The organism is Microbacterium sp. NPDC089190, from assembly GCF_040701795.1.
In the GTDB taxonomy this organism is placed as follows: Bacteria; Actinomycetota; Actinomycetes; order Actinomycetales; family Microbacteriaceae; genus Microbacterium; species Microbacterium galbum.
Window position 1 is genome coordinate 387,906 of record NZ_JBFBHF010000002.1, and the last position, 23,929, is coordinate 411,834.

Annotated in this window: 25 protein-coding genes and 1 tRNA gene; 16 read left to right on the plus strand and 10 right to left on the minus strand. The window is 72.6% G+C overall.

Annotated elements, in window-relative coordinates; translation table 11 throughout:
- Positions 1 to 143: 143 nt before the first annotated feature.
- The 3 genes from AB0230_RS07730 to AB0230_RS07740 are packed head-to-tail and all read left to right on the plus strand — an operon-like array spanning position 144 to position 4,739.
- Positions 144 to 1,187, plus strand: a complete 1,044-nt coding sequence (locus AB0230_RS07730) for a MoxR family ATPase (protein ID WP_315994908.1) — start codon at positions 144 to 146, stop codon at positions 1,185 to 1,187.
- Positions 1,188 to 1,195: 8 nt separating this feature from the next.
- Complete coding sequence (locus AB0230_RS07735) at positions 1,196 to 2,440, plus strand: DUF58 domain-containing protein (protein WP_366374982.1); 1,245 nt, start codon at positions 1,196 to 1,198, stop codon at positions 2,438 to 2,440.
- Positions 2,427 to 4,739 carry a DUF3488 and transglutaminase-like domain-containing protein gene (locus AB0230_RS07740; protein ID WP_366374984.1) on the plus strand — a complete coding sequence of 771 codons (2,313 nt, stop codon included), beginning with the start codon at positions 2,427 to 2,429 and terminating at the stop codon, positions 4,737 to 4,739. The genes AB0230_RS07735 and AB0230_RS07740 overlap by 14 nt, the downstream gene beginning before the upstream one ends.
- Positions 4,740 to 4,785: 46 nt before the next feature.
- Here the strand turns inward: AB0230_RS07740 and AB0230_RS07745 are convergent.
- The 4 genes from AB0230_RS07745 to AB0230_RS07760 form a co-directional block, all read right to left on the minus strand.
- A tRNA-Ser gene (locus AB0230_RS07745) sits at positions 4,786 to 4,877 on the minus strand.
- 142 nt (positions 4,878 to 5,019) lie between these two features.
- Positions 5,020 to 5,949, minus strand: a complete 930-nt coding sequence (locus tag AB0230_RS07750) for an acetamidase/formamidase family protein (RefSeq protein WP_366374986.1) — start codon at positions 5,947 to 5,949, stop codon at positions 5,020 to 5,022.
- Positions 5,946 to 7,367 carry an APC family permease gene (locus AB0230_RS07755; RefSeq protein WP_366374988.1) on the minus strand — a complete coding sequence of 474 codons (1,422 nt, stop codon included), beginning with the start codon at positions 7,365 to 7,367 and terminating at the stop codon, positions 5,946 to 5,948. The genes AB0230_RS07750 and AB0230_RS07755 overlap by 4 nt, the downstream gene beginning before the upstream one ends.
- Positions 7,368 to 7,435: 68 nt before the next feature.
- Complete coding sequence (locus AB0230_RS07760) at positions 7,436 to 8,326, minus strand: proline iminopeptidase-family hydrolase (RefSeq protein WP_366374990.1); 891 nt, start codon at positions 8,324 to 8,326, stop codon at positions 7,436 to 7,438.
- Positions 8,327 to 8,404: 78 nt separating this feature from the next.
- On the opposite strand from AB0230_RS07760, the gene AB0230_RS07765 reads away from it, so the two are divergent.
- Positions 8,405 to 9,148 carry a GntR family transcriptional regulator gene (locus tag AB0230_RS07765; protein ID WP_315994914.1) on the plus strand — a complete coding sequence of 248 codons (744 nt, stop codon included), beginning with the start codon at positions 8,405 to 8,407 and terminating at the stop codon, positions 9,146 to 9,148.
- Positions 9,149 to 9,218: 70 nt separating this feature from the next.
- Here AB0230_RS07765 and AB0230_RS07770 read toward each other — a convergent pair whose 3' ends face one another.
- Together AB0230_RS07770 and AB0230_RS07775 are read right to left on the minus strand one after the other, a co-directional pair.
- A complete protein-coding gene (locus AB0230_RS07770; RefSeq protein ID WP_366374993.1) occupies positions 9,219 to 9,839 on the minus strand; it encodes a GNAT family protein in 621 nt (206 codons plus the stop codon).
- Complete coding sequence (locus AB0230_RS07775) at positions 9,836 to 10,207, minus strand: MerR family transcriptional regulator (protein WP_363390093.1); 372 nt, start codon at positions 10,205 to 10,207, stop codon at positions 9,836 to 9,838. Before AB0230_RS07775 ends, AB0230_RS07770 begins: the two co-directional genes overlap by 4 nt.
- A gap of 121 nt (positions 10,208 to 10,328) precedes the next feature.
- Here AB0230_RS07775 and AB0230_RS07780 point away from each other — a divergent pair, with 121 nt between their 5' ends.
- Complete coding sequence (locus AB0230_RS07780; protein ID WP_366374995.1) at positions 10,329 to 11,822, plus strand: SulP family inorganic anion transporter; 1,494 nt, start codon at positions 10,329 to 10,331, stop codon at positions 11,820 to 11,822.
- 22 nt (positions 11,823 to 11,844) lie between these two features.
- Here AB0230_RS07780 and AB0230_RS07785 read toward each other — a convergent pair whose 3' ends face one another.
- Positions 11,845 to 12,780, minus strand: coding sequence for an AraC family transcriptional regulator (locus AB0230_RS07785; RefSeq protein ID WP_315994918.1), 936 nt, complete (start codon positions 12,778 to 12,780; stop codon positions 11,845 to 11,847).
- 515 nt (positions 12,781 to 13,295) lie between these two features.
- Here AB0230_RS07785 and AB0230_RS07790 point away from each other — a divergent pair.
- Positions 13,296 to 13,640 (plus strand): hypothetical protein, encoded by a 345-nt coding sequence (locus AB0230_RS07790; protein ID WP_315994919.1) that lies wholly within the window; start codon positions 13,296 to 13,298, stop codon positions 13,638 to 13,640.
- Between the two features lie 119 nt (positions 13,641 to 13,759).
- Here AB0230_RS07790 and AB0230_RS07795 read toward each other — a convergent pair whose 3' ends face one another.
- On the minus strand, positions 13,760 to 14,209 hold the full coding sequence (locus tag AB0230_RS07795) for a helix-turn-helix domain-containing protein (protein WP_363390101.1): 450 nt from the start codon (positions 14,207 to 14,209) through the stop codon (positions 13,760 to 13,762).
- 198 nt (positions 14,210 to 14,407) lie between these two features.
- On the opposite strand from AB0230_RS07795, the gene AB0230_RS07800 reads away from it, so the two are divergent.
- The 7 genes from AB0230_RS07800 to AB0230_RS07830 all read left to right on the plus strand — a co-directional run bounded on the left by AB0230_RS07800 (position 14,408) and on the right by AB0230_RS07830 (position 19,275).
- Positions 14,408 to 15,214 carry a hypothetical protein gene (locus AB0230_RS07800; protein WP_366374998.1) on the plus strand — a complete coding sequence of 269 codons (807 nt, stop codon included), beginning with the start codon at positions 14,408 to 14,410 and terminating at the stop codon, positions 15,212 to 15,214.
- Positions 15,192 to 15,605: a phage holin family protein gene (locus AB0230_RS07805; RefSeq protein ID WP_363578415.1), complete on the plus strand. Its 414-nt coding sequence runs from the start codon at positions 15,192 to 15,194 to the stop codon at positions 15,603 to 15,605. Before AB0230_RS07800 ends, AB0230_RS07805 begins: the two co-directional genes overlap by 23 nt.
- Complete coding sequence (locus AB0230_RS07810) at positions 15,602 to 16,165, plus strand: DUF3618 domain-containing protein (RefSeq protein ID WP_366375000.1); 564 nt, start codon at positions 15,602 to 15,604, stop codon at positions 16,163 to 16,165. Before AB0230_RS07805 ends, AB0230_RS07810 begins: the two co-directional genes overlap by 4 nt.
- A gap of 182 nt (positions 16,166 to 16,347) precedes the next feature.
- Positions 16,348 to 16,533, plus strand: a complete 186-nt coding sequence (locus AB0230_RS07815) for a hypothetical protein (RefSeq protein ID WP_366375002.1) — start codon at positions 16,348 to 16,350, stop codon at positions 16,531 to 16,533.
- Positions 16,534 to 16,705: 172 nt separating this feature from the next.
- On the plus strand, positions 16,706 to 17,902 hold the full coding sequence (locus AB0230_RS07820) for a glycosyltransferase (protein ID WP_366375004.1): 1,197 nt from the start codon (positions 16,706 to 16,708) through the stop codon (positions 17,900 to 17,902).
- Positions 17,903 to 18,215: 313 nt separating this feature from the next.
- Positions 18,216 to 19,055: an SDR family oxidoreductase gene (locus AB0230_RS07825; RefSeq protein WP_363390109.1), complete on the plus strand. Its 840-nt coding sequence runs from the start codon at positions 18,216 to 18,218 to the stop codon at positions 19,053 to 19,055.
- A gap of 28 nt (positions 19,056 to 19,083) precedes the next feature.
- Positions 19,084 to 19,275: a DUF2795 domain-containing protein gene (locus AB0230_RS07830; protein WP_366375006.1), complete on the plus strand. Its 192-nt coding sequence runs from the start codon at positions 19,084 to 19,086 to the stop codon at positions 19,273 to 19,275.
- Positions 19,276 to 19,496: 221 nt separating this feature from the next.
- Here the strand turns inward: AB0230_RS07830 and AB0230_RS07835 are convergent, their stop codons facing one another.
- Entirely contained in the window at positions 19,497 to 19,829 is a 333-nt protein-coding gene (locus tag AB0230_RS07835; RefSeq protein WP_366375008.1) for a hypothetical protein, read from the minus strand.
- A 168-nt stretch (positions 19,830 to 19,997) separates the two neighbouring features.
- Between AB0230_RS07835 and AB0230_RS07840 the strand changes: the two genes are divergently transcribed.
- The 3 genes from AB0230_RS07840 to AB0230_RS07850 are packed head-to-tail and all read left to right on the plus strand — an operon-like array spanning position 19,998 to position 22,901.
- Positions 19,998 to 21,092, plus strand: coding sequence for a type III polyketide synthase (locus AB0230_RS07840; RefSeq protein ID WP_366375010.1), 1,095 nt, complete (start codon positions 19,998 to 20,000; stop codon positions 21,090 to 21,092).
- Entirely contained in the window at positions 21,089 to 21,799 is a 711-nt protein-coding gene (locus AB0230_RS07845; protein ID WP_366375012.1) for a methyltransferase domain-containing protein, read from the plus strand. The genes AB0230_RS07840 and AB0230_RS07845 overlap by 4 nt, the downstream gene beginning before the upstream one ends.
- Entirely contained in the window at positions 21,792 to 22,901 is a 1,110-nt protein-coding gene (locus AB0230_RS07850) for an NAD(P)/FAD-dependent oxidoreductase (protein WP_366375014.1), read from the plus strand. Before AB0230_RS07845 ends, AB0230_RS07850 begins: the two co-directional genes overlap by 8 nt.
- A 165-nt stretch (positions 22,902 to 23,066) precedes the next feature.
- On the opposite strand, the gene AB0230_RS07855 is transcribed toward AB0230_RS07850, so the two are convergent.
- Positions 23,067 to 23,894: a UbiA family prenyltransferase gene (locus tag AB0230_RS07855; RefSeq protein WP_366375016.1), complete on the minus strand. Its 828-nt coding sequence runs from the start codon at positions 23,892 to 23,894 to the stop codon at positions 23,067 to 23,069.
- Between the last annotated feature and the right edge of the window lie 35 nt (positions 23,895 to 23,929).

Below are 23,929 nucleotides of genomic sequence, written 5' to 3' on the forward strand. Positions count from 1 at the left end.
ACGCTCCCCGATCCTAGGGGCCCGAGCATCCGCCGAGTGACGCCTGTGTGCCGCGTCGTTTCGGGCCCCCGCCCATGCCGAGCGGGTTACGATCAGGTCACGGCGGCGACGACGCGCCTCCACCCCGCGACGCAAGGGATGCCATGGACGAGACGGTCACGCCCGAGGCGGCATCACGACTCCGCCGCCCCGACACCACCGCCCGGCCCGCGGCCGACGCGCCCCTCGACGCAGAGACGTTCGCCCGTCTGACCGGGGGAATCCTGGCATCCGTGTCGCAGGTGATCGACGGCAAGCCGGAGGCGGTCCGAAGCGCCCTCATCGCCCTCCTCGCGGAGGGGCACCTGCTGATCGAAGACGTGCCCGGGGTCGGCAAGACGATGCTGGCGCGGGCCCTCGCGGCCACGATCGACGCCGACGTCCGTCGCATCCAGTTCACCCCCGACCTGCTTCCGGGCGACATCACGGGCGTGTCGGTGTTCAATCCGGTGCAGCGGCAGTTCGAGTTCACCCCCGGCGCGGTCTTCGCCCACATCGTCATCGCCGACGAGATCAACCGCTCCTCGCCGAAGACGCAGTCCTCTCTGCTCGAGGCCATGGAGGAGCGGCAGGTCACCGTCGACGGGCGCACGCACGTGCTGCCCTCCCCCTTCCTCGTGGTCGCCACGCAGAACCCGTACGAGATGGAGGGCACGTACGCCCTGCCCGAGGCGCAGCGCGATCGTTTCCTCCTGCGCATCTCGATGGGATACCCGGATGCCGCGGCCGAGGCGCTCATGCTCCGCCAGCGCGACGCGGTCAACCCGCTCGACGGGCTCACCCCCGTCGTCTCGGCCCGCCAGGTGACCGCCATGATCGCCTGGGCGCGCGGGGTGCACGTCGCCCCGGCACTCGAGGAGTACGTCGTGGCGCTCGCACAGGCGACGCGCAGTCACCCCGACATCCGGCTCGGCGCGAGCCCCCGGGCGACCCTGCAGCTCGTTCGCGCCGCCAAGGTGCGGGCGGCCCTCGACGGCCGGTCGTACGTGATCCCCGACGACATCACGGCCCTGCTGGCGCCCGTCTTCGCCCACCGCCTGATCGCCAACCGGTCCGCGGCCGGAGGCAAGGCGGGGGCTGCGGTCGTGGCAGACGCCCTCGAGCGGATCGCCGCGAGCGTGCGCGTACCCCTCGCCGCCCGACCGTGAGAGCCCGGGTGAGGCGGTTCTGGCCGTTCACGGTGCGCGGCACGGGGGCGCTGCTGCTCGCCGTGGCGGCCTTCGTGATCGCCCAGCGCGCCGGCATCCCCGAGCTGCTGTACTTCGCGACGCTCCTGGCGGCGCTGCTCGTCGCGTCGGCGGTCGCTCTGCTGCTGACCCGCGGATCGGGCGCCGTCACGCGTGTCGTCTCGCCCGAGGTGCCGGAGGTCGGGGGGCCCGCGAGCGTGACCGTTCGCGCGGGTATCCAGAGCGCACTGCCGACAGCTCCGGGCCGGTGGCGGGACGCGCTGCCGGCGGGACTGACGGGGACGGCCGAGGGGGCGTCGCCGACGATCTCGTCGAGCCTCAGCGGTGCGGCCTCCACGATCGAGGTGCGCTACGACGTGACGGGGGCTGCGCGGGGGGTGCACGCCCTCGGACCGTTCGAGGTCACCACCACCGACCCGTTCGGGCTGGTGCGCCGGCGCATCGCCCTCGGCCGCACCACCGCCGTGACCGTGGCGCCGACGGTGCGCGATCTCGCGGCCCTCCCCGTCGCCGCGGGCGAAGCGGGCGGATCGCGGCAGACCACGACGCTGCAGATCGGCCAGGGCGCCGACAACCTCGTCGCCCGCCCGTACGCGCCCGGCGACTCGATGCGCCGCATCCACTGGCGGGCCACCGCGCACCGCGACACGCTCATGGTGCGTCAGGAGGAGCAGGAGGCGAGCCCCGCGGCCACGATCGTGCTCGACCGCGCCCTGTCGCGTTGGTCTCCGGTGGCCGCCCACGCCCCCGGCGGCGACGCGGCCTTCGAGACGGCCGTCTCGGCATGCGTCTCGGCGGTCGCACGGCTCGTGCACGAGGGGTACACGGTCGACGTCGTGGACAGCGACGGTCAGCTTCTGGCCGATCCGGTGGAGGGCGGCGACGACGCCGACGCCCGTGCGACCGCGGCGGCCTTCGCGAGCCTGCGTGCGCGCCCGGACGACGCGGCACGTCGTGTCGTCCCCGCCACGGCGGCGGGCCTCACCGGCCCCCTGATCGTGATCACCGGGGCCTTGCAGGCAGACGACTTCGAGGCCCTCAGGGCCGTGGCCCAGCGCTCCGCCCTTCCGATGCTGCTGGTCGTGGCCGAGCGCGCGGATCTGGACTCGTTGCGCGCGGGCGGCTGGCGCGCGGCGCAGGTGCATCCCGGTGGCGATGTGGCCGCGGCATGGGACGACGCGATCGAGCAGGGGTACGCCCGTGTCGGTCGCTGACATCACGCAGTTGCGCACCGCTCGGCGGCGGCGCGACGCCGCGCTGCTGGCGGCGGGACTGTACGTCGCGATCATCGCGGCGCTGCTGCCCGCGTTCTCGGTGATCGCCCCCGGCGCGTGGGTGGCCGGCGCGGCGGCCCTGTCCGCCGCGGTGCTCGGGGCGGGGCTGCTCGTGCGGCTCGCGCACCTCCCCGCCGTGGTCGCCACCATCATCGAGGCGGCGGTCTGGATCGTGGGGCTCACGTTGCTGTTCGGTCGCTCGACCGCCCTGCTCGGCGTCATCCCCACCCCGGCGACCTTCGCGACGGTGCCGGGGCTGCTCTCGGGCGCCTCCGAGGAGATCCGCCTCGGGGTGGCCCCCGTGCCGCCCGAAGCCGGGCTGAGCTTCCTGCTCGTCGCGGCGGTCGGCGCCCTCGCCCTCGTGCTCGACCACGTCGTGCTGACGGCGCGCATGCCGCTGCTCGCGGGCGTCGGCCTGGTCGCGGTCTCGCTCATCCCCACGATCGCGATCCCTTCCGACGTCGACGTCGCCGGTTTCGTGCTGCTGGCCGCCTCGCTGCTCTTCCTGCTCCGCATCGATACGCGGGCTCGCGCCGCAGCTCCCGCGCCGCGGCGGCCCTCCGCCCGCGCGCCCGGTCGACTGGGGGTCTCGGCGACGGCCCTCGCCGTCGCCGTGGTCGCCGTGATCGTCGCCGTGGTCGCCACCCCGCTCCTCCCCCAGCCCGGCCTGCGCTTCGCCACCGGTGGATCGGGCGGCACGGGCACGACCATCAACCCCAACCTCGAGCTCGGCAACGATCTGCGCCAACCGCGGGAGGTCGACGTGCTCACCGTGCGGACGACGGCCCCGACGGCGCCGTACCTGCGGGCCGTGACCCTCTCCCGCTTCGACGGAGCGGTCTGGTCGCCCGACAGCTCCGACACCGTGCCCGTCCCGGGCGACGGAGCGGTGTTCAGCCCGGTCGAGACCGACGCCGACATCGCCCGCGTCGACTGGACCACCGACGTCACCGTCGACGCCCTCGACAGCCCCTGGTTGCCCGTGCCCTACCCCGCCGCGACCGTCACCGGGCTCGACGGCGAGTGGCTCGGCATGCCGCAGAACCGCACGGTCGTCACGCGCGCGGGTTCCACGCGCGATCAGCAATACGAGGTGCAGGCGAGTGTGCCGCGACCGACGCTCGAGCAGATCCGCAGCCGCTCGGTGGGCGACCCCGGCCTGAGCGCCGATGTCAGCGCCCTGCCCGCCGATGTGCCTTCGGTCATCGGCGACACGGCCCGCGAGGTGACGGCCGGGACCTCGACCCCCTATGACGCCCTGCTCGCGATGCAGACGTGGTTCCGCAGCAGCGCGTTCCGGTACTCGCTCGATGCACCGGTCGACGCAGGCTTCGACGGCGCGGGACTGGACGCGGTCGCCGATTTCCTGCAGGTGCGCGCGGGATATTGCGTGCACTACGCCTCCGCGTTCGCGGTGATGGCGCGCTCGCTCGGCATGCCGTCGCGCATCGTCGTCGGATACCTGCCGGGAACGGCTTCCAGCATCCCCCAGCAGGGTGGCACCGAGTACACCGTCACCTCGAGCCAGCTGCACGCGTGGCCGGAGGTCTACTTCCAGGGCATCGGCTGGGTGCCCTTCGAACCGACGAACAGCCTCGGGGTGCCGACGAACTTCGCATCGGGATCGACCTCGAACGGCGGCGCCACGCCTACCACCCCCGAACAGGATGCTGCTGCCCCCGACGCCCAGCCGTCATCGGCGCCCTCGTCACCCGACCGCGGCGACGTGGGGGCCGTGGACGCCGGCGCCGCGGCGACGAGTGCGCGTCCGGGCGCCGCCTGGGTGCCCGTCGGGATCGTGGTGCTGGCGCTGCTCGTGGCCGCCTTCGTGCCGGCGCTGTTGCGTGTCGTCCGGCGCCGCCGACGTCTGAACGCCGCGGGCGCGGGGGATGCCGTGGCCGCGTGGACCGCGCTGCGGGAGGACGCGGTGGATCTCGGCATCCCGGCCCCCGGCGCCGAATCGCCTCGCGCCTTCGCCGCGCGATTGGTCGAGGAGCACGGCGTCGCCGCCGACGACGCCGACCTGCTGCGGGAGGCCCTCGAGCGCGTCAGCTATGCCGGTGACGCGCCCGACCCCGCGCACGGACCGGCGCTGGCCGCGGCGGTCGATCGCGTCCGAGCGGGCCTGCTCGCGAGGGCGACCCCGGCCCGCCGCGCGCTCGCGCGAGTGCTGCCCCGCTCGCTCGTGGTGCGCCCGGGGGCGGTGGATGCCGAGCGCGAGAGCGCGAGCGTGGGCTGAACACCGAAGAGCGCCACCCTCGATCTCGAGGATGACGCTCTTCGTGTGGCGGAAGTGACAGGATTTGAACCTGCGAGGCGAGTTACCCCGCCTACATGGATTCCAGCCATGCTCCTTAGGCCGCTCGGACACACTTCCAACAGGAAAGCTTACACGGCTGCCGAGCCCGCCCGAGTCACGGGCCGCGTCCGACCGCGCGAGGCGGGTGTCGGGACCAGCTCCCGCCCCGCGCGGCGCGAGCCCGCGCGCACGCCGCAGCCGCGGCGCTCGCCCGGTCGCGTCAGAGCGCGTCCTTCGGCAGCCGGTGCAGCGTCACCGCCCCGACCGCGCGGAAGGGGTGCAGGGGGTCGGGGGCCGTCGACCCCGTGGGCCCGCCCAGTTCACTGTGGACGACCGCGCTCATCACGGCGTAGGCGTCCATCGCGTCCCACCCGTGTGCGCCGACGAGGGTGTCGAAGACGTCCTCGTATCCGCGTCGGATGCTCTCCTGCACCGGGTCGCCGAGACCGACGAAGATCCACTCGTCGGCGGTCTCGACGCGCGGCGCGCGGTAGCCGGCATCCTTCACGAGATCGATCGAGACCACCGCGACGCCGGCGGCCTCGATCGCCACGAACGACGACTCGCCGCGGGCCATGACGGCGTGGATGTCGCCGATCGACAGCAGCGCACCCTCGACCTCGACGGGCAGGTAGACCGTGGCGCCGGGGGCGACGTCGGTGAGGTCCATGTTGCCGCCGAGCGACGTCGTCGGCATGACGGTCGAGTTCACGCCCGCCGCGGGTGCGGTGCCGATGCACCCGATCATCGGACGCGCTGCGACCACGTGGCGGTCGGTGAGGTGCACGCCCTCGGCGTCGATCGGGATGCGACGGCTGACGACCCGATCGGGCATGCGGTGCTGCAGGGCGCCGGCCCCCGGCAGGCTCTGCGACCAGCCGTACGGCCCGAGGCGGATCTCGTGCACGTGCACCGCGAGCGCATCGCCGGGCATCGCGCCCTCGACGTGGACGGGCCCGGTGACCGGGTTGATCGGGGCGCGCAGGGCGGCGAGATCCCCGTGCTCGTGCAGTTCGGCGTACACGGCGTCGTCGGTCTCGAAGGAGATCGTCTCGCCCGTGCCGGGGGTGACGCGCAGGACGGGTGCGACCGCGGCGTCGAAGCCCGGACGGCCGAGCTCCTTGCCGAGCGCGTGGGTGACGCTCGTCACGAGGCCACCTCGCCGCCGCCCTCTCCGGCCGTCGCGGTGGCGTGCTCGGGCAGGGGCCCGGTGGCGCCACCGTTCCTGCGGGCGAAGACGGCGTACACGACGCCGCCCACGACCAGCCACAGGATGCCGCCCACCTTGGCGGCGATGTCGGCGTTGAGCAGCACATAGCCGATGATGAGGAACCCGATCACCGGCACGACGAGGTGCAGCAGGTAGTTCTTCGACTTCTTCTTACCGAGGTAGTACACCGCGACCGAGACGTGCAGCAGCAGGAAGCCGAGCAGTGCGCCGAAGTTCACCAGCGACGAGATGACCGCGATCTGGCCGACGAAGAACAGCACGAGCACGAGCGAGATCGCGCTGACCGACAGGATCGCGGCGAGCGGCACCTGGCGCGCGTTCACCTTCGACAGGAAAGCGGGAAGGCGCCGGTCGCGGCTCATCGAATACAGCAGTCGAGAGGTGGCGGCTTGAGCGGCGACGGCGTTGGCGATGCCCACCGCGACGACGTTGACGGCGAGGAACGCCGTGGCCCAGCCGGATCCCGCAGCCTGCGCGACGAGCAGGAAGAAGGCGTTGTTGACGTCGTCGTCCGAGAACGCGATCGTTCCGGCGGCCAGGGCGCTGGCGAACCACGTCTGCGTGACGAACAGCACGGCCACGACGAGGAGGGCGATGATCATCGCGCGGCCGCCCGACTTCCGGTCGCCCGTGGACTCCTCGGCCATGGTCGAGATGCCGTCGAAGCCGAGGAAGCTCAGGACCGCGATCGACAGGGCGGTGGCGATGAGCGCGGGGTTGACCTTCTCGGCATCCCACACCGGGGCGATCGAGAACTCGGCCCCGGGGATCGCCCCGGAGGAGAGGGCGACCATGGCGATCACGACGAAGATCACCACGAAGAGGAGCTGGATGCCGAGCATGACGCGGTTCGCGAGCTTGATCGAGCCGATGCCGAGCACGTTGATGACGGTGTTGATGATCACGAACGCGACGGCCCAGATCCACTGCGGCACGTCGGGGAAGATGCCGGCCATCGACGACGCCGCGAACACGTAGAGCAGGGTGGGGACGAGCAGGTAGTCGAGCAGGATCGCCCACCCGGCGAAGAAGCCGACGGTGGGGTGGATGCCGCGACCGACATAGGAGAAGACCGAACCGGCGATCGGGAAGGCCTTCGACATCTGCGCGTAGGCCAGCGCGGTGAAGATCATGGCCACGACGCCGGTGATGTACACCAGCGGCACCATTCCGCTCGCGGCGTTGTAGACCACGCCGAAGATCGCCCAGGGGGCGATCGGCACCATGAAGACCAGGCCGTAGACGACCAGGTCGAGAGTGGACATGGAGCGCTTGAGCTCCTGCTTGTAGCCGAAGGATTCCAGCGATTGCTGGGCTTCGGGGGCGGACTTCGACATCGGGGCTCCTGATTCGGGTTCGGGTGGGGCGGGTGCGGTGGGGGCGGGACGTGTTCGCTCGGGGCGCGTCAGGGAAGGGGGGCGAGGAAGTCGGCGATGACGCCGCGGAAGACGTCGGGCATCTCGAGGTGCGTGCAGTGGCTGGCTCCCGCGAAGACGTGGGAGCGGGCGCCGGCGATGCGCTCGACGAACGGCGCCCACGTCTCGGGCGTGGCCTCGTCGTACTCCCCCGCCACGACGAGGGTGGGCACCGCGATCTGCGGCAGGCGGTCGATGATCGTCCAGTCGCGGCCGGTGCCGACGACGTGGAACTCGTTGGGACCGTTCATGGTGTGGTACACCGTCGGGTCGGCGAGCATCTGCGCCTCACTGTCGACGAAGTCCTGCGGCATGGGCGTGATGCGGCAGACGTGACGCTCGTAGAAGACGCGGGTGGCCTCGACGTAGTCGGGGTGGTCGAGCGTGTCGTCGGCCTCGTGGCGATCGAGGGCCTCGCGGTTCTCGGCGGGCAGCTCGGACCGCAGGCGTGCGGCGCCCTCGAGCCAGAGCTGCATGGATGCCGGGGAGTTGCAGATCATCAGGCCCTGAAGCCCCGCCGGCCGGCGCACGGCGATCTCCGCACCGAGCATGCCGCCCCAGGACTGCCCGAGCACGTGATACTCGTCGAAGCCCAGCGCCCCGCGCAGATGGTGGAACTCGTCGACGAAGAACTGCGGCACCCACTGCTCGACGGGAGCGTCGGGATGGTGCGAGCTGCGTCCGCAGCCGATCTGGTCGTAGTGCACGACGGTGCGGCCGGTCATCTCGGCGAGGGCGTCGAGGTTCTTCACGTAGTCGTGCGCCATACCGGGGCCGCCGTGGAGGACGAAGAGCGGCGCGCGGCCGGTGGGTTCTGCGGGCTCGGTCAGGCGGGCCCAGGTGAATCCGTCGTGGAACGGAACGGTGATCTCGCGTTGCATGGAGTCATCGTGGACCCGTTAAAGGTGCGTTGGCAAACCTTTTCTGCGGATTTAACATGGGGGAAACGACGGGAGCCCATGGCCGAGACCGACGACGCCTCCCTGGTGGAGCGCGTGACCGAGCGCCTCATCACCGCCGTCGCGGTGGGCGAATTCCTGCCCGGCACGCGGCTGCCGGCCGAACGCGACCTCTCGCCCCTGCTCGGAGTGGGCCGCACGACGGTGCGCGCCGCCCTCGACGACCTCTCCACCCGCGGGCTGATCGAACGCCGCCGGGGCCGCAGCGGAGGGACGTTCGTGGCGCAGCACTGGCCCGACTCGGTGGTCGTCGGGGTCGACCGGTGGTTCGAGGAGCGCTGGAGCGACCTCGTCGACGCCTGCACGGCGAGCTCGATGCTCCACTCGTCACTGGCTCGGCTTGCGGCCGAACGACGCACGGATGCCGACATCGCCACGATGCGCGACCGCCTCGCCGCCTTCCACGCGGCACCCTCGGGCGACCCGAAGCAGCGGGCCGACAGCCTGCTGCACCTGTCGATCATCGACGCGGCCCACAACACGGCCCTGCGCGACATCCTGCTCGAGCACGAGCGCCATCTCTCGCTCTCGGCCCCCGCCCACCCGTGGGGCGACCGCGAGAGCCATCGACGCATGGAGTCCCGCGCCGCGCGCGAGCACGACGCGATCGTCGACGCGATCGTCACGGCCGCCCCCGACGAGGCGGCGGAGCTCGCTCGCCGTCACGTGCAGATCGATCTCGAACTGTTCACCGAGGCCCGGGAGTTCGCGCGCCGCCGCGCCGCGCAGGCCGCAGCCGGCTGACCCGCCCTGCCCGCAGCGTCCACGAGACGGCGTGCGACGGACATCTCGACTGCAGAATGTCGCCGGGTCGTCAGCGGGCTGTCGTCTCGGCATCGAAGGCGCGCGCGCCGGGCTCGGCGGACGACAGTCGCGTCTCGAGACCGGCGCGCACGTCGGGCCACTCGTCGCGGAGGATGGAGAAGTAGAGCGTGTCGGCGACGGAGCCGTCCGGCGCGACGCGGTGCCGACGCAGGCGCCCCTCCGGCGTCGCGCCGAGCCGCTCGATGGCGCGGGCGCTGCGCTCGTTGCGCGCGTCGCATCGCATCGCCACGCGATTGACTCCCCAGGTCTCGAAGGCGTGGCCGAGGAGGAGGAGCTTGGCGGCGGGGTTGGTCTTCCCGCCTTGGAACGTGCGTCCGTACCACGTCGTCCCGATCTCGACCCGCCCCTGCGTGGGCACGTACTCGTAGAACGTGGTCGATCCGCGTACGACGCCGGTGCCGGCATCCCGCACGGTGAAGGCGAACAGCCCCGGGGTGGCGAGCTGTTGCTCGACGTGCGCGGCGTAGGCGTCGACCGAGGCCGGCCACGGCGTCGTCATGCGACTCCACAGGTCGGGGTCGGTGAGGGGCCACGCCGCGGCGGCGTCGGACGGGTCGGCGGGAGAGAGACGGATGCCGTGCCCCTCGAGCGTGATGTCGTGGGCGGTCATCGCGCCTCCAACTGCGCGATGAACTCGTCGGCAGCGGCGACCTTGCGGCGCAGGTCTTCGCGGCGCTGCTGCGCCTCGTCGCGGATGCCGGCGAATCGATCCCGCAGTGCGGTGTCGCCGGGATCGGCCTCGAGACCGTCGACGACGCTCAGCAGCTCGCCCATCTGCTCGAGCGAGTATCCGAGCGGCTTCATGCGCCGGATGAGCAGCAGGCGCGATTCGTCGTCGGCGGTGTAGAGCCGGAACCCGCCCTCGGTGCGGGCCGAGGGGCGCAGCAGGCCGATCTCGTCGTAGTGGCGGAGCGTGCGGATCGACAGCCCCGTGCGCTCGGCGAGCTCGCCGATCTGCATCGGACGCTCCTCGGTCATGGCATCCCCGATCCCGCAAACCTCACGTTACGGTAGAGTTCTTCTCGGTCGCGGTTGCGACCCCTCTATTCTTCCCCGCGCCGCCGCGGGTTCCCACCGAGCCCCCCTCAGGAGCATCGACATGACCGACGTCCTCGCGCGCCCGCGCCCCGAACCCACCGTCCTGCAGGCGCTGCGCTCCCCGCGCCTGCTCACCCGCGAGGTGCTCGCCGGTCTCGTCGTGGCGATCGCCCTCATCCCCGAGGCCATCGCATTCTCGATCATCGCCGGCGTCGACCCGCGTCTCGGACTCTTCTCGTCGTTCGTCATGGCCGTGGCCATCGCGTTCCTCGGCGGGCGTCCCGCCATGATCTCGGCGGCGACCGGAGCGATCGCGCTCGTCATCGCCCCCGTCGCCCGCGAGCACGGCGTCGACTACCTCCTCGCGACCGTGATCCTCGGCGGCATCCTGCAGGTGATCCTCGGACTCGCCGGGGTCGCGAAGCTCATGCGCTACATCCCGCGCAGCGTCATGGTCGGGTTCGTGAACGCCCTCGCCATCCTCATCTTCATCGCGCAGGTGCCGCAGCTGATCGGGGTGCCGTGGGCGGTGTACCCGATCGCCGCGGCGGGCCTGGCGATCATGTACCTGCTGCCGCGCGTGACCAAGGCGATCCCCGCTCCGCTCGTGGCGATCGTGCTGCTCACGGGTGCGGCCGTGGTCTTCGGCATCTCGGTCCCGACCGTGGGCGACCAGGGCGCCCTGCCCGAGAGCCTGCCCGCACTGCTGATCCCGAACGTGCCGTTCACCCTCGACACGCTCGGCATCATCTTCCCGTTCGCCGTGGCGATGGCCGTCGTGGGCCTGCTCGAGTCACTCATGACCGCAGCCCTCGTCGACGACATCACCGACACCCCCTCGTCGAAGACGCGCGAGTCGCTCGGCCAGGGCGCCGCGAACGTTCTGTCGGGCCTGTTCGGCGGAATGGGCGGCTGCGCGATGATCGGCCAGACGATGATCAACGTCAAAGCCTCGGGGGCGCGTACCCGGATCTCGACGTTCCTCGCCGGCGTGTTCCTGCTGCTCCTGGTGCTGGCGTTCGGCGACGTCGTCGCGATCATCCCGATGGCCGCTCTCGTGGCCGTGATGATCGTCGTGTCCATCGCCACCTTCGACTGGCACAGCATCCGCCCCTCGACCCTGCGCCGGATGCCGCTGAGCGAGACCATCGTCATGGTGCTGACCGTCGCCGTCACGGTGTGGACGCACAATCTCGCGATCGGTGTCGGAGTGGGCGTCGTCGCGGCCGCGGTGCTGTTCGCACGCCGCGTGGCTTCGCTGACGAGCGTCACCCGCTCCGTCGAGGGGGACACCGCCCGCTACGTCGTGGAGGGCGAGCTCTTCTTCGCTTCGAGCAACGACCTCACGACCCGGTTCGCGTACCACCGCGACCCCGCGAACGTCGTGATCGACCTGTCGCGCTCGCACGTATGGGACGCCTCGACCGTCGCCGCGCTCGATGCGGTGCGCACGAAGTACGCCCACCTCGGCACGACCGTCGAGCTCGAGGGAATGAACGACACCGCGGCCCGCTTCCACGATCGCCTCAGCGGCGGCCTCGGCGCCGGGCATTGACCGGCGGTCGCACCGACCGGCGTCAGGAGCGCAGGGTCGACGAGGGCGTCTCGCCGAACTCCCCGCGGTACATGGCGGCGAAGCGGCCGAGGTTGGAGAAACCCCAGCGCGCGGCGATCGCCGCGACCGTTTCGACCGAGGGGTCGGCGCTGCGCAGTTCCGCCCGCGCGGCGTCGAGGCGCACCCGCCGCAGATACTGCATCGGCGTGCGACCGGTGGCGGCACGGAAGGCGTACTGCAGGCCGCGCGGCGACAAGCGTGCCGCCTCCGCGATGTCGGCGAGCACCACGGGTTCGGCGGCGTGCGCTTCGACGTAGGCCTTCGCCCGACGCACGGGCGCGGGCAGGGGTCGCGACGGCCGGCCGGCGGCGAGGGCGTCGGTGAAGGTCGTCGGGAAGGTCATGAGAGAGGCTTCGAGCATGAGCGTGCGCGCCTGCTGCTGGATGAGCGGGGTGCGCTCGGGCGAGCGCAACAGCACGTCGCGGGTGTACTCCCACGTGCGCGACCAATAGCGCAGACGCTGCTCGCTCACGGGGGCATGGCCCGTCGCCCGGACGCGCAAGCCCTCGTCCCCCGACAGACGACGCGCGGCGTCGTCGAACTCCGTCCGCGTGAACGAGACGCCGGTGCCCGCGATGCGACCCGTGAATGCGATCTCCAGCGGACGGTCGACCACCATGAAGGGGACCGCGGTGTCGATGCGTTCGCGGCGATAGGTCCCCACCACCCGCGGGCCGGCGATGCGGCCCACCACCACCTGATCGAGGGGGTCGGATTCGACCAGCATCGTCGACCCGATCGTGTAGTCGCAGAAGCCGAATCCCGGCTCGGACGCCGCGTGCCACGCCATCGCGGGCTGAATGGCATCCGCGCGGGCGATGCGGGCTCCCGGGACGATGGTCTGCCACAGGTGCTCCACCGTCTCGGCGTCGCGGGTCTCGATGTTCGTATGCTCCACGCAGGCTTCCTAAATCGTCCGAGAATGTGCGGCAAGACCATTGCGTCGAAGGACGCCCGCCGGTATGGGAACGCTCTCACGCGCCGCAATGCACAGATCGACGATGACGCACCCGACCGGCGACGGTCGGCGCGGATGACCCCCCATCCGCATTCACCGTATCCATCAAAATGCGGAAAATGCGCATTTCGGCGTCGTCGGCCGCGGGACGCGAGTGAACAGCCGCGAAGCGCAGCATCGCGCGGCGCACATTGACCCGTCGCCGAACCGCGGCGAGCATTCGCAGGCGGCATCTCGATGCAGCGACCCGACCGCTCCCGCTCCCCGGCGCGGTGGTCGGAGGCGTTCCGGCGCGGAGCTCGTGACTTCGCGCTGGAACGTCCGATGGTCTCCCTCCCCCTCGCCGTCGATCCCGGTGCCGTCGATGCGATCACCGTCATTCCCCCTCCGTGCGTCCGGCCGCCGTCATAATGGGTGCGGCGCCCGTTCAGCGCCCCGCCAGTCGAGGGGACCCGATGCCGTTTCGCACAGTGACCACGCTGCAGTCGTGGATCGACGATTTCCGCGCCCTCGGCTACGACGACGCGGACATCCTCCGCGTCATCCCGCAGGACAACGACGACGGCGGGGATGCCGGACTGATCGCTGCCCAGCTGCGCAGCGTATCGACCACCTTCTACGTCGCCCCCGGCTCCGAGCAGGGCGCCACCGACTGGTCAGTCACCTTCGAACCGCGCGAAGACGCCGCTCCCCTGCCGGCCGGCCGCGTGATGGCCCTCGCGGGAGAACTCGCGACCCTGGCCGCGCTGTGCTCGTTCCTCCAGGCCCGCTCGGAAGCCTTCCTCGCGGCCGCTGAATAATTCGACCCGGCGCGTCGCGTGCCGTCCGTCACCGACGCTCGGTGCGCGGGGTCCCGAGGCGACGTCGCGAAGTCGCGGCAGCCGGACGCGTGACCGGATGCCCGCGTCGCACCCCGCCGTCAGCGTCGCGCGTGCGCGACGAGCTCGTCGATGACCCGGGCCACGCGGTCGGCCAAGGCCGGGTCCATGCGGGTGACGGCATCCTCGATCGCCGCGTCGAACGCCCGCAGCTCCGACCACGGCGGGGCATCCAGATCGACGATGGCCGTGATGTGGTTCACGCGGCGGTCCTCGGCGTCCAGATCCCGTTTGACCGCTCCCCGCTGGACGAGACGGTCGATGAGGGTGGTGACCCCGGCCGAGGTGATGCCGAGATGGTCGCGCACGTGCGAGGGGCGCGCTCCGGGGTTGTCACCGATGAACAGGAGCGCCCGGGCATCGAGCTCGTTCAGCGACAGGGCGCGGCGAGCCTCGGCGGCGGCGGTGCGCCGCGCCTCACCGTAGGCGAGAAGGGCACGCCCGAGCGCCGACCCGGGGAGGGGCGACAGCGGGGCTTCGGATGACTGCACGACCCATGATCGTACTCATTCCGCGGCGGCGCGCACGACCGTTGCGACCGGCCGTCGGGCGGGTCCGTCCATCGGACGCTTTCCGAAGCGAACCGGCCGCCTCGCGCGTTGCACGCCATCCGCACCGGGGCAAGGCCCGAGCCGCAGCGGTGGTTCCGGACCTAGACCGGACACCCCAACGCCACGGAAGGAGCGAACATGTCGCAATTCACCACGTCTCAGGACGAGGACTCGGGCACAGCCGCGAAGGCGGGAGCCGCCGCGCAGGAGGCATCGGCGACCGCGAAGACGGCGGGGCACGCCGCCCAGGAGGTCGCGCAGTCCGGCGCCCACGAAGCGGCCGCCGTCGCCGGCGAGGCAAAGGCGCGCATCGGCGACCTCGTGTCGCAGTCGGGCCGTGAGCTGTCGGACCAGGCCGCGACCCAGCAGAAACGCCTCGCGGACGGGCTCGGCTCCCTGGGCGAGGATTTCACCCGCATGGCCGACGCCGACGAGGGCGGCGGGATCGCGGGTGAGGTGGTGCGCCGCGCAGCGGAGCACGCGTCGACCGTGGGCTCGTGGCTCGCGGATCGCGACCCTCAGCAGCTCGTGAAAGACGTCACCGCGTTCGCACGTCGTCGCCCCGGCACCTTCATCGCCGTCGCGGCCATCGCGGGGGTCGTGGTCGGCCGGCTCAGTCGCGCGATCGCCGCCGGAGCCGAGTCGGACGACTCGGGTGCGTCCGCTCCCGCGACGCTCGGCGGTCCGCGCTATGCGGATGCGGACGCCGCGGTCCGGGCCAGCGACGACGGCGCGGACAGGCTCGAGGGGTATGTCCCCCCGGTCGGCGTCGTCGACGCGACGCCCATCGTCCCGGTCGTGGACGGCACGCGGCCGACCGAGCCTGTCGGCGACGGCACGGGCCTGACGGCCGACGTCGACGACCCGCCGCTGTACACCGAGTCGGCGGCACGCCTCGACGGCGCACGTGAGGGAGGTTCTGATGACCGACCCGACACCCTCTGAGCAGAGGGCTGCGACGACGTCGCTGGGCGAACTCGTCGGCGAGGTCACTCGCGACATGTCGACGCTCATGCGGCAGGAACTGGCTCTCGCCAAGGCCGAGGTGAAGGAGTCGGCGACGAAGTCGGCGAAGGGCGCCGGGCTGCTCGGTGGCGCAGGATACGCGGCCGGCATGGTCGTGCTCTTCCTCTCGATCGCGCTCTGGGAGGCGCTCGCGCTGCTGATCGGGCACGCCTGGTCGGCCGTGGTGGTGGCCGTGATCTGGGCGGTGGTCGCGGGGATCCTCTTCGCCATCGGCCGGAGCCGCCTCAAGACCGTGGAAGGGATGCCGCAGACCGCGGCCACCCTTCAGGAGATACCGGAAGCATTCGCAAGGAATGAGGAGAACCGATGACCGATTCACCGGAAGCCATCCGCGCCGAGATCGAGCGCACCCGTGCCGACCTGGGCTCCGACGTCGATGCCATCGCCGACAAGGTGACGCCCTCGAAGATCGTCGATCGGCAGAAGAGCAAGCTGCACGGCGCCGTCCGCAGCGTCCGCGATCGCGTGATGGGGGTCGCCGACAATGCCGGGAGCACGGCATCCGGCCTCGCCCACCGGGCGGGGGACGCCGCGCACGACGCAGGCCACGCGGTGAAGGGGAACCCGCTCGCCGTCGGGCTCGTCGCCTTCGGCGCGGGCCTCGTGCTCGCCTCGCTCATCCCGCCCTCGCGCGCCGAACGCGACGCGGCCGCGAAGGCGAAGGACAAGGCGGCTCCGCTGATCGACGAGGCGAAGGACGTCGCGCACGACATCGTCGCCGACCTGAAGGAACCCGCGGGCGAGGCCGTCGACGCCGTCAAGGATCGTGCCGCCGAAGCGGTGCAGCACGTCAAGGACGACTCCGCCGACGCCGTCTCCACCGTGCGGGACCGCGCGCAGGATGCCGGAGAGACCGTTCGCGGCGCGTGAGGACACCGCGGGGTGGGGCACCGGGCTCGCTCCACCCCGCGGCCGGCGGCGCCGCCGGGATGCGCATCATGTCACCGTTGTCAAGCGGGCACCGCCGCGACCCGCGTCGGGTTATGACGGAGGTCGAGACGCCCGTCGGGAGACGGGGCATCCCGTCGGGAGACGGGAGTGAGGAGCACATCATGATCCACGGACAGCAGAGCGGACAGCAGGCGGGCTCGGTGTGGAGCATCGCCATGTCGACCGCCATGGGCAACGGCATCGTGCCGCGATCGACCGACGAACCGCGCGAGCGCACGGCGCCGCGCTGGCCTTGGTCGCGCACACGCGACGCCGGCGAGGCGATGGTGGTCGCGCCCCGCGCCTGACCCACCGCCCCTTCACCCGACGCGTCGGTCCCTCCCCCGGGGGCCGGCGCGTCGGCTCGTGTCCGGGCGTTCACACGATGGTCTCCCGGGCGTAACCCAGCCCACGGGGTCCACGCCTCAGCATGGGACGACCGCATCCGCGGTGCCTCTCCCCGGCTGAAACGAGACCCCGATGACGCGATCCATCCGTGTGCTCTCCCTCTACGAGGGCTTCTTCGCCGGTGGAGCCCGCATCCTGCATTCCGACGTCGTCGCGGGACTCGCGCGCGACGGCTCGCAGGAGCACCGGGTGCTCTCGCTCACCGCGTCCGCGCGCCGCGACGCGTCGCTGCAGCTCGCGCGCGATGACACGCGCTACCGGCGCCTTCGCGAGGCGGGCGTGGAGATCACGGCGTTCGACCGCATCGCCGGCGACCGCCCGATCGCCCCGGAGGATTACACCGCGGCCGAGCTCGACCACGCCGCCGCTCTCTTCTCCGACGCCGACGTCGTGCTCTCGCTGAAGGAGCAGCCGCTGAGCCTCGTCGTCGCGCTGGACCGGGCAGGTCTGCTCCCCGACGTCCCCGTCGCGGCGTGCCTGCACCGGTCCGACCCGACACACTCGGGCCCCGCCCTGGGATGGCTGACGGATGCCGCCGCCTCCGGCGCCGTGACGGCCACCATCTCGTGCGCCCTGTCGACCTCCGACGCCTATGCGCGGGTCGGGGTGGCGGCGCATGAGGCGTGGGTCATCGACAACGGCATCGACACACGCCGCTTCCGCCCGGGCACGCGGGCGGAGCGCCGTCGCATCCGCTCGGCCCTCGGCATCCCGGAGTCGGCACCCGTGGTGCTGCTGGCCGCTCGCTTCGACGCGATGAAGGATCCGGGGCTCTTCCTCCGCGCCGTCGCCGCGCACGCGCGCCGCGCGCCCGCCACGCACTACCTCATGTGCGGCTCCGGGATGACGGCCGACAACCCCGCGTTCCGGGCGCTGCGCACCCAGAGCGGGGTCGGTGACGAGGTCGCCCTGCACGCGTTGGGCCTGCGCGAAGACATGCCCGAGCTGTACCGCATCGCCGACGTCGTGGCCCTCACGAGCGCCTTCGGCGAGGCGTCTCCGCTCTGCCTGGTCGAGGGCGCGGCCTCCGGGGCCGTACCCGTGACGACCGACGTCGGCGACGCCGCGCGCATGGTGGAGGGGTTCGGTCTCGTCACCGCGCGCGACGTCGCCGCCATCGCCGAGGCGTGGGGCGACGCCCTCGCCCTGCGTCCGGCCCTACGCGGGGCCGCTCTCGCGGCCCGCGGACGATTGGACCGCCGCCGCATGATCGACGAGTACCGCGGCGCGATCGCGGGTCTGCTGCTGCGCGACGCGATCGCCGCCTGAGCGCAGGGCGCGGGCGCGCGGCCCGAGCACACCGGAAGTCCCTGAGCCCAACAGAGGGACCGCGCGGTTGCCCGAGCCCGTCAGCGGTACCGGGCGCAGAACCCCCGGGTCGCCGAGCCCGTCGGCGGTAACGGGCGCAGAACCCCCAGGTCGCCGAGCCCGTCGACGGGGCCGGGCGCACGGCCCCGCAGGCGTCGACGGGCTCAGCCGCCTCGGCATCCCCTCCCCGACGACGCACCGGAGCACTGTCAACCCTCGTGCGCGATCGCCGTGCGGCGCGTGAGGTGGGTCCTCCGATCCCCAGGAGGCAGACATGTCGCAACCCGCCCAGCAGCAGAGCGTCCCCGGCACCGACCGGGCGATGGATCCGACCCCCGACTACGGCGAGGACAGCTACCGCGGCTCCGGCCGACTCGAGGGCAAGGTGGCCCTCATCACCGGAGGCGACAGCGGCATCGGCAAGGCCGTCGCCCTCGCCTTCGCCCGCGAGGGGGCCGACGTCGCGATCGCCTATCTGAACGAGCACGAGGATGCCGAGCAGGCCCGCCGCTTCGTCGAAGACGCCGGCCGTCGCGCCGTCCTCCTCCCGGGAGACGTCTCCGACCCGCAGCACTGCCGCGACCTCGTCGCCCGCACGGTGGAGCACCTCGGCAAACTCGACGTCCTGGTGATCAACGCCGCGTTCCAGATGAGCCACGACACGCTCGAGGAGATCGACGACAGCGAGTGGGACCACACCTGGGCGACGAACGTCAGCGCGTACTTCCACACCGTAAAGGCCGCTCTGCCGCACCTGACGGAGGGGGCGTCGATCATCGCGTCGAGTTCGGTCAACTCCGACATGCCGTCGCCGCAGCTGCTCCCCTACGCCGCGACGAAGGCCGCGATCGCCAACATGACCGCCTCTCTCGCCCAGCTGCTCGGCGAGCGCGGCATCCGGGCGAACAGCGTGGCGCCGGGACCGGTGTGGACACCGCTCATCCCGGCGACGATGCCCGCGGAGAAGGTCGAGAGCTTCGGCGAGCAGGTTCCGCTCGGACGCCCGGGGCAACCCGCCGAGCTCGCACCGGTGTACGTCCTGCTCGCCTCAGACGAGGCCAGCTACGTCTCCGGCGCCCGCGTCGCGGTGACCGGCGGCAAGCCCATTCTGTGACCGCACCCCCACGAAGAAGGAGAGCACCATGGCGGATCTGCCCGATGCGATCGAGATGCAGAAATACCTCGCCGGAGTCGACTACCCCGTCGGCCGGTGCGAGCTGATCGGGATCGCCGAAGACAACGGCGCCCCCGAGGAGCTGCTGGAGAGACTGCGATCCGTCGACGTCGACGAGTTCGACAGCCCGACCGACGTGAGCAGCGTCCTCGGCGGCTGACTGCACGACGACGCCCCGTCCGGCATCCCCGGACGGGGCGTCGTCGTGCGAGCGGGGGCAGGTCCCTGAGCCCGTCGGAGGGACGGTGACGCACGGGCTCCGACGAGCGCGACACAGGCCCTCGACCCCGTCGTCGGCACCCGGAGTCACGCGCCCCGGTGGCTTCGACCGGCTCGGCCGCCTCGCGCCACCCGCGCGCATGGGCCGACACGAGCGGAGCGTCAGACCGGCGGCATCCACGCGGCGATCGCGACGATGACGATCACGAGCAGCGCCACCGCCGCCTGCACGCACATCAGCACCGCGAAGATGTAGCCCTGATAGGCGGTGCGGCGTCCGCCGAGGCCGTTCGCGAGCAGGGCGGCGAAGATCGCGACCTGGAAGGCGATGCCGATCCACGCCCACGCGGCGACGATCGGGATCGAGAAGGCGAACAACACGATCGCGATGACGGCGAGGACGCCGGATGCCACGAGCCACACGCGGGCGTTCGGTTCGCGCACCGCCTTCTGGGCGGTCACGCGAGTGGGGTCGAGCGGGCGGGGACCGGTCATGGCGCACTCCTTGATCGTGAACGAGGGGCCACGGTAGGTCGGGGTCGGCAGATGGCCGCGGGGATTGACAGGGTCGCGGACGTCTCCGGCGGTGCCCGCACCATAGACGCCGCGCGACACCCGCACCATCCCCGCGCCGGGGGCGTCGAAGCGTGTCTACAGTGAGGCATGACCGCCCGAATCGTGTCGATCGGCACGGCCCTGCCCGACACCCGCGTCACCCAGTCGACGCTGCGCGACCTGTTCGCCGCGCAACCGGGCTTCGACCGCAAGGCCCAGCGCCTGGTCGGGGCCGCCTTCGACGCCGCCGCCATCGACACCCGTCACGTGGTGCTGCCGCAGCTCGCGGGGGCCGCGGACGACGGCCTCCCCGTTCGCGACGGCGACACCCTGCTCATGCCGCCGACCCGTGCCCGCAACGACGAATACCGACGTACGGCCCCGGGGCTCTTCGCGGCGGCCTCCCGCGTCGCGATGGAGGGATCCGGATACGACACGGATGCCGTGACGCACGTCGTCACCGTCTCGTGCACGGGGATGTTCGCCCCCGGGCCCGATTACCACCTCGTGCGCGACCTCGGACTCTCGCCCACCGTCGAGCGGTACCACCTGGGCTTCATCGGCTGCGCGGCCGCGATCCCGGCGCTGCGCCTCGCGGCGCGGATCGTCGGGGACGACCCCGCCGCGGTCGTGCTCGTCGCCTGCACCGAGCTGTGCTCGCTGCACTGGCAGACCTCGTCGCACCCCGACCAGATCGTCGCCGCCTCGGTGTTCGCCGACGGCGCGGGCGCCGCGGTCGTGGCATCCGGGGATCCCTCGCGCGACGGCCTCGACCTCGACGGCTTCGCCACCCACGTCACCGACGACGGCGAGAAGGACATGGCCTGGACCGTCGGCGACTCGGGCTTCGAGATGACGCTCACGCCCGAAGTTCCGCGCATCATCGGTCGCGAGATCTCGGCGATCGCCGCCGACGTGCTCGGCGACCTCGCCGACGTCGACGCGTGGGCGGTGCATCCGGGCGGGCGCAGCATCCTCGACCGCGTCGAGAGCGCCCTCGGACTGGATGCCACTGCCCTGGCTGCCTCGCGCGAGGTGCTGCGCCGGCACGGCAACATGTCGAGCGCCACGCTGCTGTTCATCCTGCGCGACCTGCTCGCCGATGCCGCCCTGCGCGATGGCGATCGAGTCGCCGCGATGGCCTTCGGGCCGGGCCTCACCGTGGAGGCGGCGACCATCACCGTGCGCCGCGCATCGGCGTGAGCGCGTTCACCGGCCTCGCGCGGCGCGACACCGCGCTGCGGGAGCTGATGGACGACCCCGAATGCGACCCGCGAGCGTTGGCGGCCACCTATCGCCGGTTCGACGTCGTGAACCGCCTCGTCTCGGCCTGGGGCCGGGTGTACCGCACGCACGTGCGTCCCGAGCTGATCGCGCTCGGTCGTCCCGCGCGCGTGCTCGACCTCGGGTCGGGAGGCGGCGACGTGGTCGCGCGTCTGGCCGCCCTCGCTGCGCGCGACGGCCTCGAGGTCGAGTGGGTGGGGGCCGATCCCGACCCCCGCGCGCACGAGGCCGCCCGGCTGCGGGAGCGTCCCGGGGTGCGGTTCGTCTCCCAGGGCTCGCGAGAGCTGATCGCGGCGGGCGAGACGTTCGACCTCGTGCTGTCGAACCACGTGCTGCACCATCTCGACGACGCGTCGCTCGCGGCCTTCGCCGACGACAGCCTCGCCCTCTCGCGCGGTGCGGTGCTGCACGCCGACATCGCGCGCGGGCGCCTCGCCTACGGCCTGTACGCGGTGGGCATCGCGCCGCTCTCGGTCGGCACCTTCCTGCGCGTGGACGGGCTGCGCTCGATCCGGCGCAGCTACCGCCCCGCAGAACTGGCCGCCGCCCTGGGCACGCCCTGGGTCGTCGAGACACCGGCGCCGTTCCGGGTGCTCGCCAGGGCGAGAGGGCGCGCGCGTGACTGAGGTGCTCGTCGTGGGCGCGGGACCGGTCGGCCTCGCCCTCGCCGCCGATCTGCGCACCCGTGGCGTCGCCGTGGAGGTCGTCGAGCGACGCGCCGATCCCGGTGCGGGCACGCGAGCCATCGGCATCCATTCGCCCGCCCTCGAACTGCTCGAGGCCTCGGGGGCGACGGACGGGATCCGGCAACGCGCCGTGCGCATCTCGCGGGGAGAGGCCCGCGCCGACGGCCGGCTGCTGGCCGGGATCCGGTTCGATCGCCTGCGGGCTCGGCATCCGTACGTGGCGGCGCTGCCGCAGTCCGACACGATCGAGGTGCTCACGGCGCTCGCCCCGACGGTGCGGCGGGGCGTGGGGGTGACCTCGCTGCGCCAGGAGAGCGGTGGCGTGCGCGCACAGCTCGACGACGGAGGCGAAATCCGCGCGCGGGTGGTCGTCGTCGCCACCGGGTGGTCGGGGCGCGACCTCGTGTATCGCCCGGGGGCCGTGCGCACGCACCACTACCCCGATACATACGTCATGGCCGACGTCGTGGCATCCGGGGGGCCCGTCGCCCGCGTCCACCTCGAGCGCGAGGGGGTGGTCGAGTCGTTCCCCCTGCCGGGCGGGCGGCGCCGACTCGTCGCGTGGGCGGGCCGTGGGGAGGTGACGGATGCCGACGGCTTCCTCCGCGACGCCGTCGCCGCCCGCACCGGGACGGCGCTCGAGATCACGGGCGCGTCGACGTTCGGGGTGCGGCGGGCGGTGGCGCCGGCCCTGCGGCGCGGACGCGTGGTCGTGGTGGGCGACGCGGCGCACGAGGTCAGCCCGATCGGCGGTCAGGGGATGAACCTCGGCCTGCTCGACGCGCTGACGCTCGCGCCCCTGTTGGAACCGTGGGTACGGCGCGGGGACGACACGGATCTCGCTCGGTGGGAGCGCGACCGCCTGGCCTCGGCGCGGCACGCGGCGCGTCTCGCCTTCCTGAACACGCTGCTCGGGCGCGCGGCCGGCGCCCCCGCGCACGCGGCACGAACGGCCGCGCTGCGCACCGTGCTGCACGGGCCGGGCGGCGCCGTGTTCACTCGGGCGTACGCGATGCGGTTCGACCGGGCGGCGCGGAACTGACGCGCGGCGTCGCGGCGGGCGCGCGGCGGACCGGGAGTGCGCCGGGGCGTGCACGACCGCGCATGCCGAGGGCGACACGCCGACGCCGGGGCCTCGCCAGGCGGCGTGTCGGCGCGGGCACCCGCCGTTGTGCGCACCGACCCGCGAGACGCGCCGGGCGCGACCTCAGGTCGCGACGAGCTGGGCGGCGAGCAGCAGAGCCGCGAGCATCGTGAGCTGAAAGACCGCCCGCCCCGGTGTCCGCACGAACACCAGCACCGCGGCGGCGAGCGCGACCACCAGCACGGCGACGAAGAAGATGACGCCGACCGGGGTGGCATCCGTGCCGAGGAGCACCGCGACCGCGCCGACGACGATCCCGAACGCGGCGAGCACGACCGAGGCGCGCGCGCCGAGACGGTGCGGCAGGCCGCGCACCCCCGTGCGGCGATCGTCGTCGAGGTCGCGGACGACGTTGGTGAGGTGCACGGCGGCGCCGAGGGCGGCGCCGGCGAGGGAGGCCCACGGGGCGGCGAGGCCCGGATCGGACTGCGACAGCGTCGCGAACGAGGGGAAGAGCCCGAAGCTCAGCAGGAACGGGACGATCGAGAACGGCGTGGACTTGAGCCCGGCGTTGTAGGCCCACGCCGAGGCGAGGGCGATCGCGTGTGCGGCGAGCAGCCCCGGCCCGAGCGGTACCGACAGCGCGACCGCGACGACGAGGGCTGCCACGGCCACCGCGAGCGCGCGCTCCGGGGTGACCGCTCCCCCGGCGATGGGCTTGTCGGTGCGGCCGACCGCCGCGTCGCGGGCGCCGTCGATCGCGTCGTTGGACAATCCGACCGAGACCTGCCCGGCGAACACGGCCACGACCAGCAGCACGAGACGCGCGGGCTCCACTCCGGCCGCGATGCCCAGCGCGAGCGACAGGGCCGTGACCACGAGCGTCGGCCCGGGGTGAGTGGCGCCCCACAGCGCCCGCACGAGGGGCGGCTTCGCCGCGGCATCCGTCACCTCGACGACGCTACCGTGGCGAGGCGCGTTCGCGG

Excerpts from the sequence above, each read along its gene's own strand:
- AB0230_RS07730 (WP_315994908.1), top strand. The coding sequence starts at position 144 with ATGGACGAGACGGTCACGCCCGAGGCGGCATCACGACTCCGCCGCCCC.
- AB0230_RS07755 (WP_366374988.1), bottom strand. The coding sequence starts at position 7,367 with ATGTCGAAGTCCGCCCCCGAAGCCCAGCAATCGCTGGAATCCTTCGGC.
- AB0230_RS07760 (WP_366374990.1), bottom strand. The coding sequence starts at position 8,326 with ATGCAACGCGAGATCACCGTTCCGTTCCACGACGGATTCACCTGGGCC.
- AB0230_RS07765 (WP_315994914.1), top strand. The coding sequence starts at position 8,405 with ATGGCCGAGACCGACGACGCCTCCCTGGTGGAGCGCGTGACCGAGCGC.
- AB0230_RS07770 (WP_366374993.1), bottom strand. The coding sequence starts at position 9,839 with ATGACCGCCCACGACATCACGCTCGAGGGGCACGGCATCCGTCTCTCT.
- AB0230_RS07775 (WP_363390093.1), bottom strand. The coding sequence starts at position 10,207 with ATGACCGAGGAGCGTCCGATGCAGATCGGCGAGCTCGCCGAGCGCACG.
- AB0230_RS07780 (WP_366374995.1), top strand. The coding sequence starts at position 10,329 with ATGACCGACGTCCTCGCGCGCCCGCGCCCCGAACCCACCGTCCTGCAG.
- AB0230_RS07790 (WP_315994919.1), top strand. The coding sequence starts at position 13,296 with ATGCCGTTTCGCACAGTGACCACGCTGCAGTCGTGGATCGACGATTTC.
- AB0230_RS07800 (WP_366374998.1), top strand. The coding sequence starts at position 14,408 with ATGTCGCAATTCACCACGTCTCAGGACGAGGACTCGGGCACAGCCGCG.
- AB0230_RS07805 (WP_363578415.1), top strand. The coding sequence starts at position 15,192 with ATGACCGACCCGACACCCTCTGAGCAGAGGGCTGCGACGACGTCGCTG.
- AB0230_RS07810 (WP_366375000.1), top strand. The coding sequence starts at position 15,602 with ATGACCGATTCACCGGAAGCCATCCGCGCCGAGATCGAGCGCACCCGT.
- AB0230_RS07815 (WP_366375002.1), top strand. The coding sequence starts at position 16,348 with ATGATCCACGGACAGCAGAGCGGACAGCAGGCGGGCTCGGTGTGGAGC.
- AB0230_RS07820 (WP_366375004.1), top strand. The coding sequence starts at position 16,706 with ATGACGCGATCCATCCGTGTGCTCTCCCTCTACGAGGGCTTCTTCGCC.
- AB0230_RS07825 (WP_363390109.1), top strand. The coding sequence starts at position 18,216 with ATGTCGCAACCCGCCCAGCAGCAGAGCGTCCCCGGCACCGACCGGGCG.
- AB0230_RS07830 (WP_366375006.1), top strand. The coding sequence starts at position 19,084 with ATGGCGGATCTGCCCGATGCGATCGAGATGCAGAAATACCTCGCCGGA.
- AB0230_RS07835 (WP_366375008.1), bottom strand. The coding sequence starts at position 19,829 with ATGACCGGTCCCCGCCCGCTCGACCCCACTCGCGTGACCGCCCAGAAG.
- AB0230_RS07840 (WP_366375010.1), top strand. The coding sequence starts at position 19,998 with ATGACCGCCCGAATCGTGTCGATCGGCACGGCCCTGCCCGACACCCGC.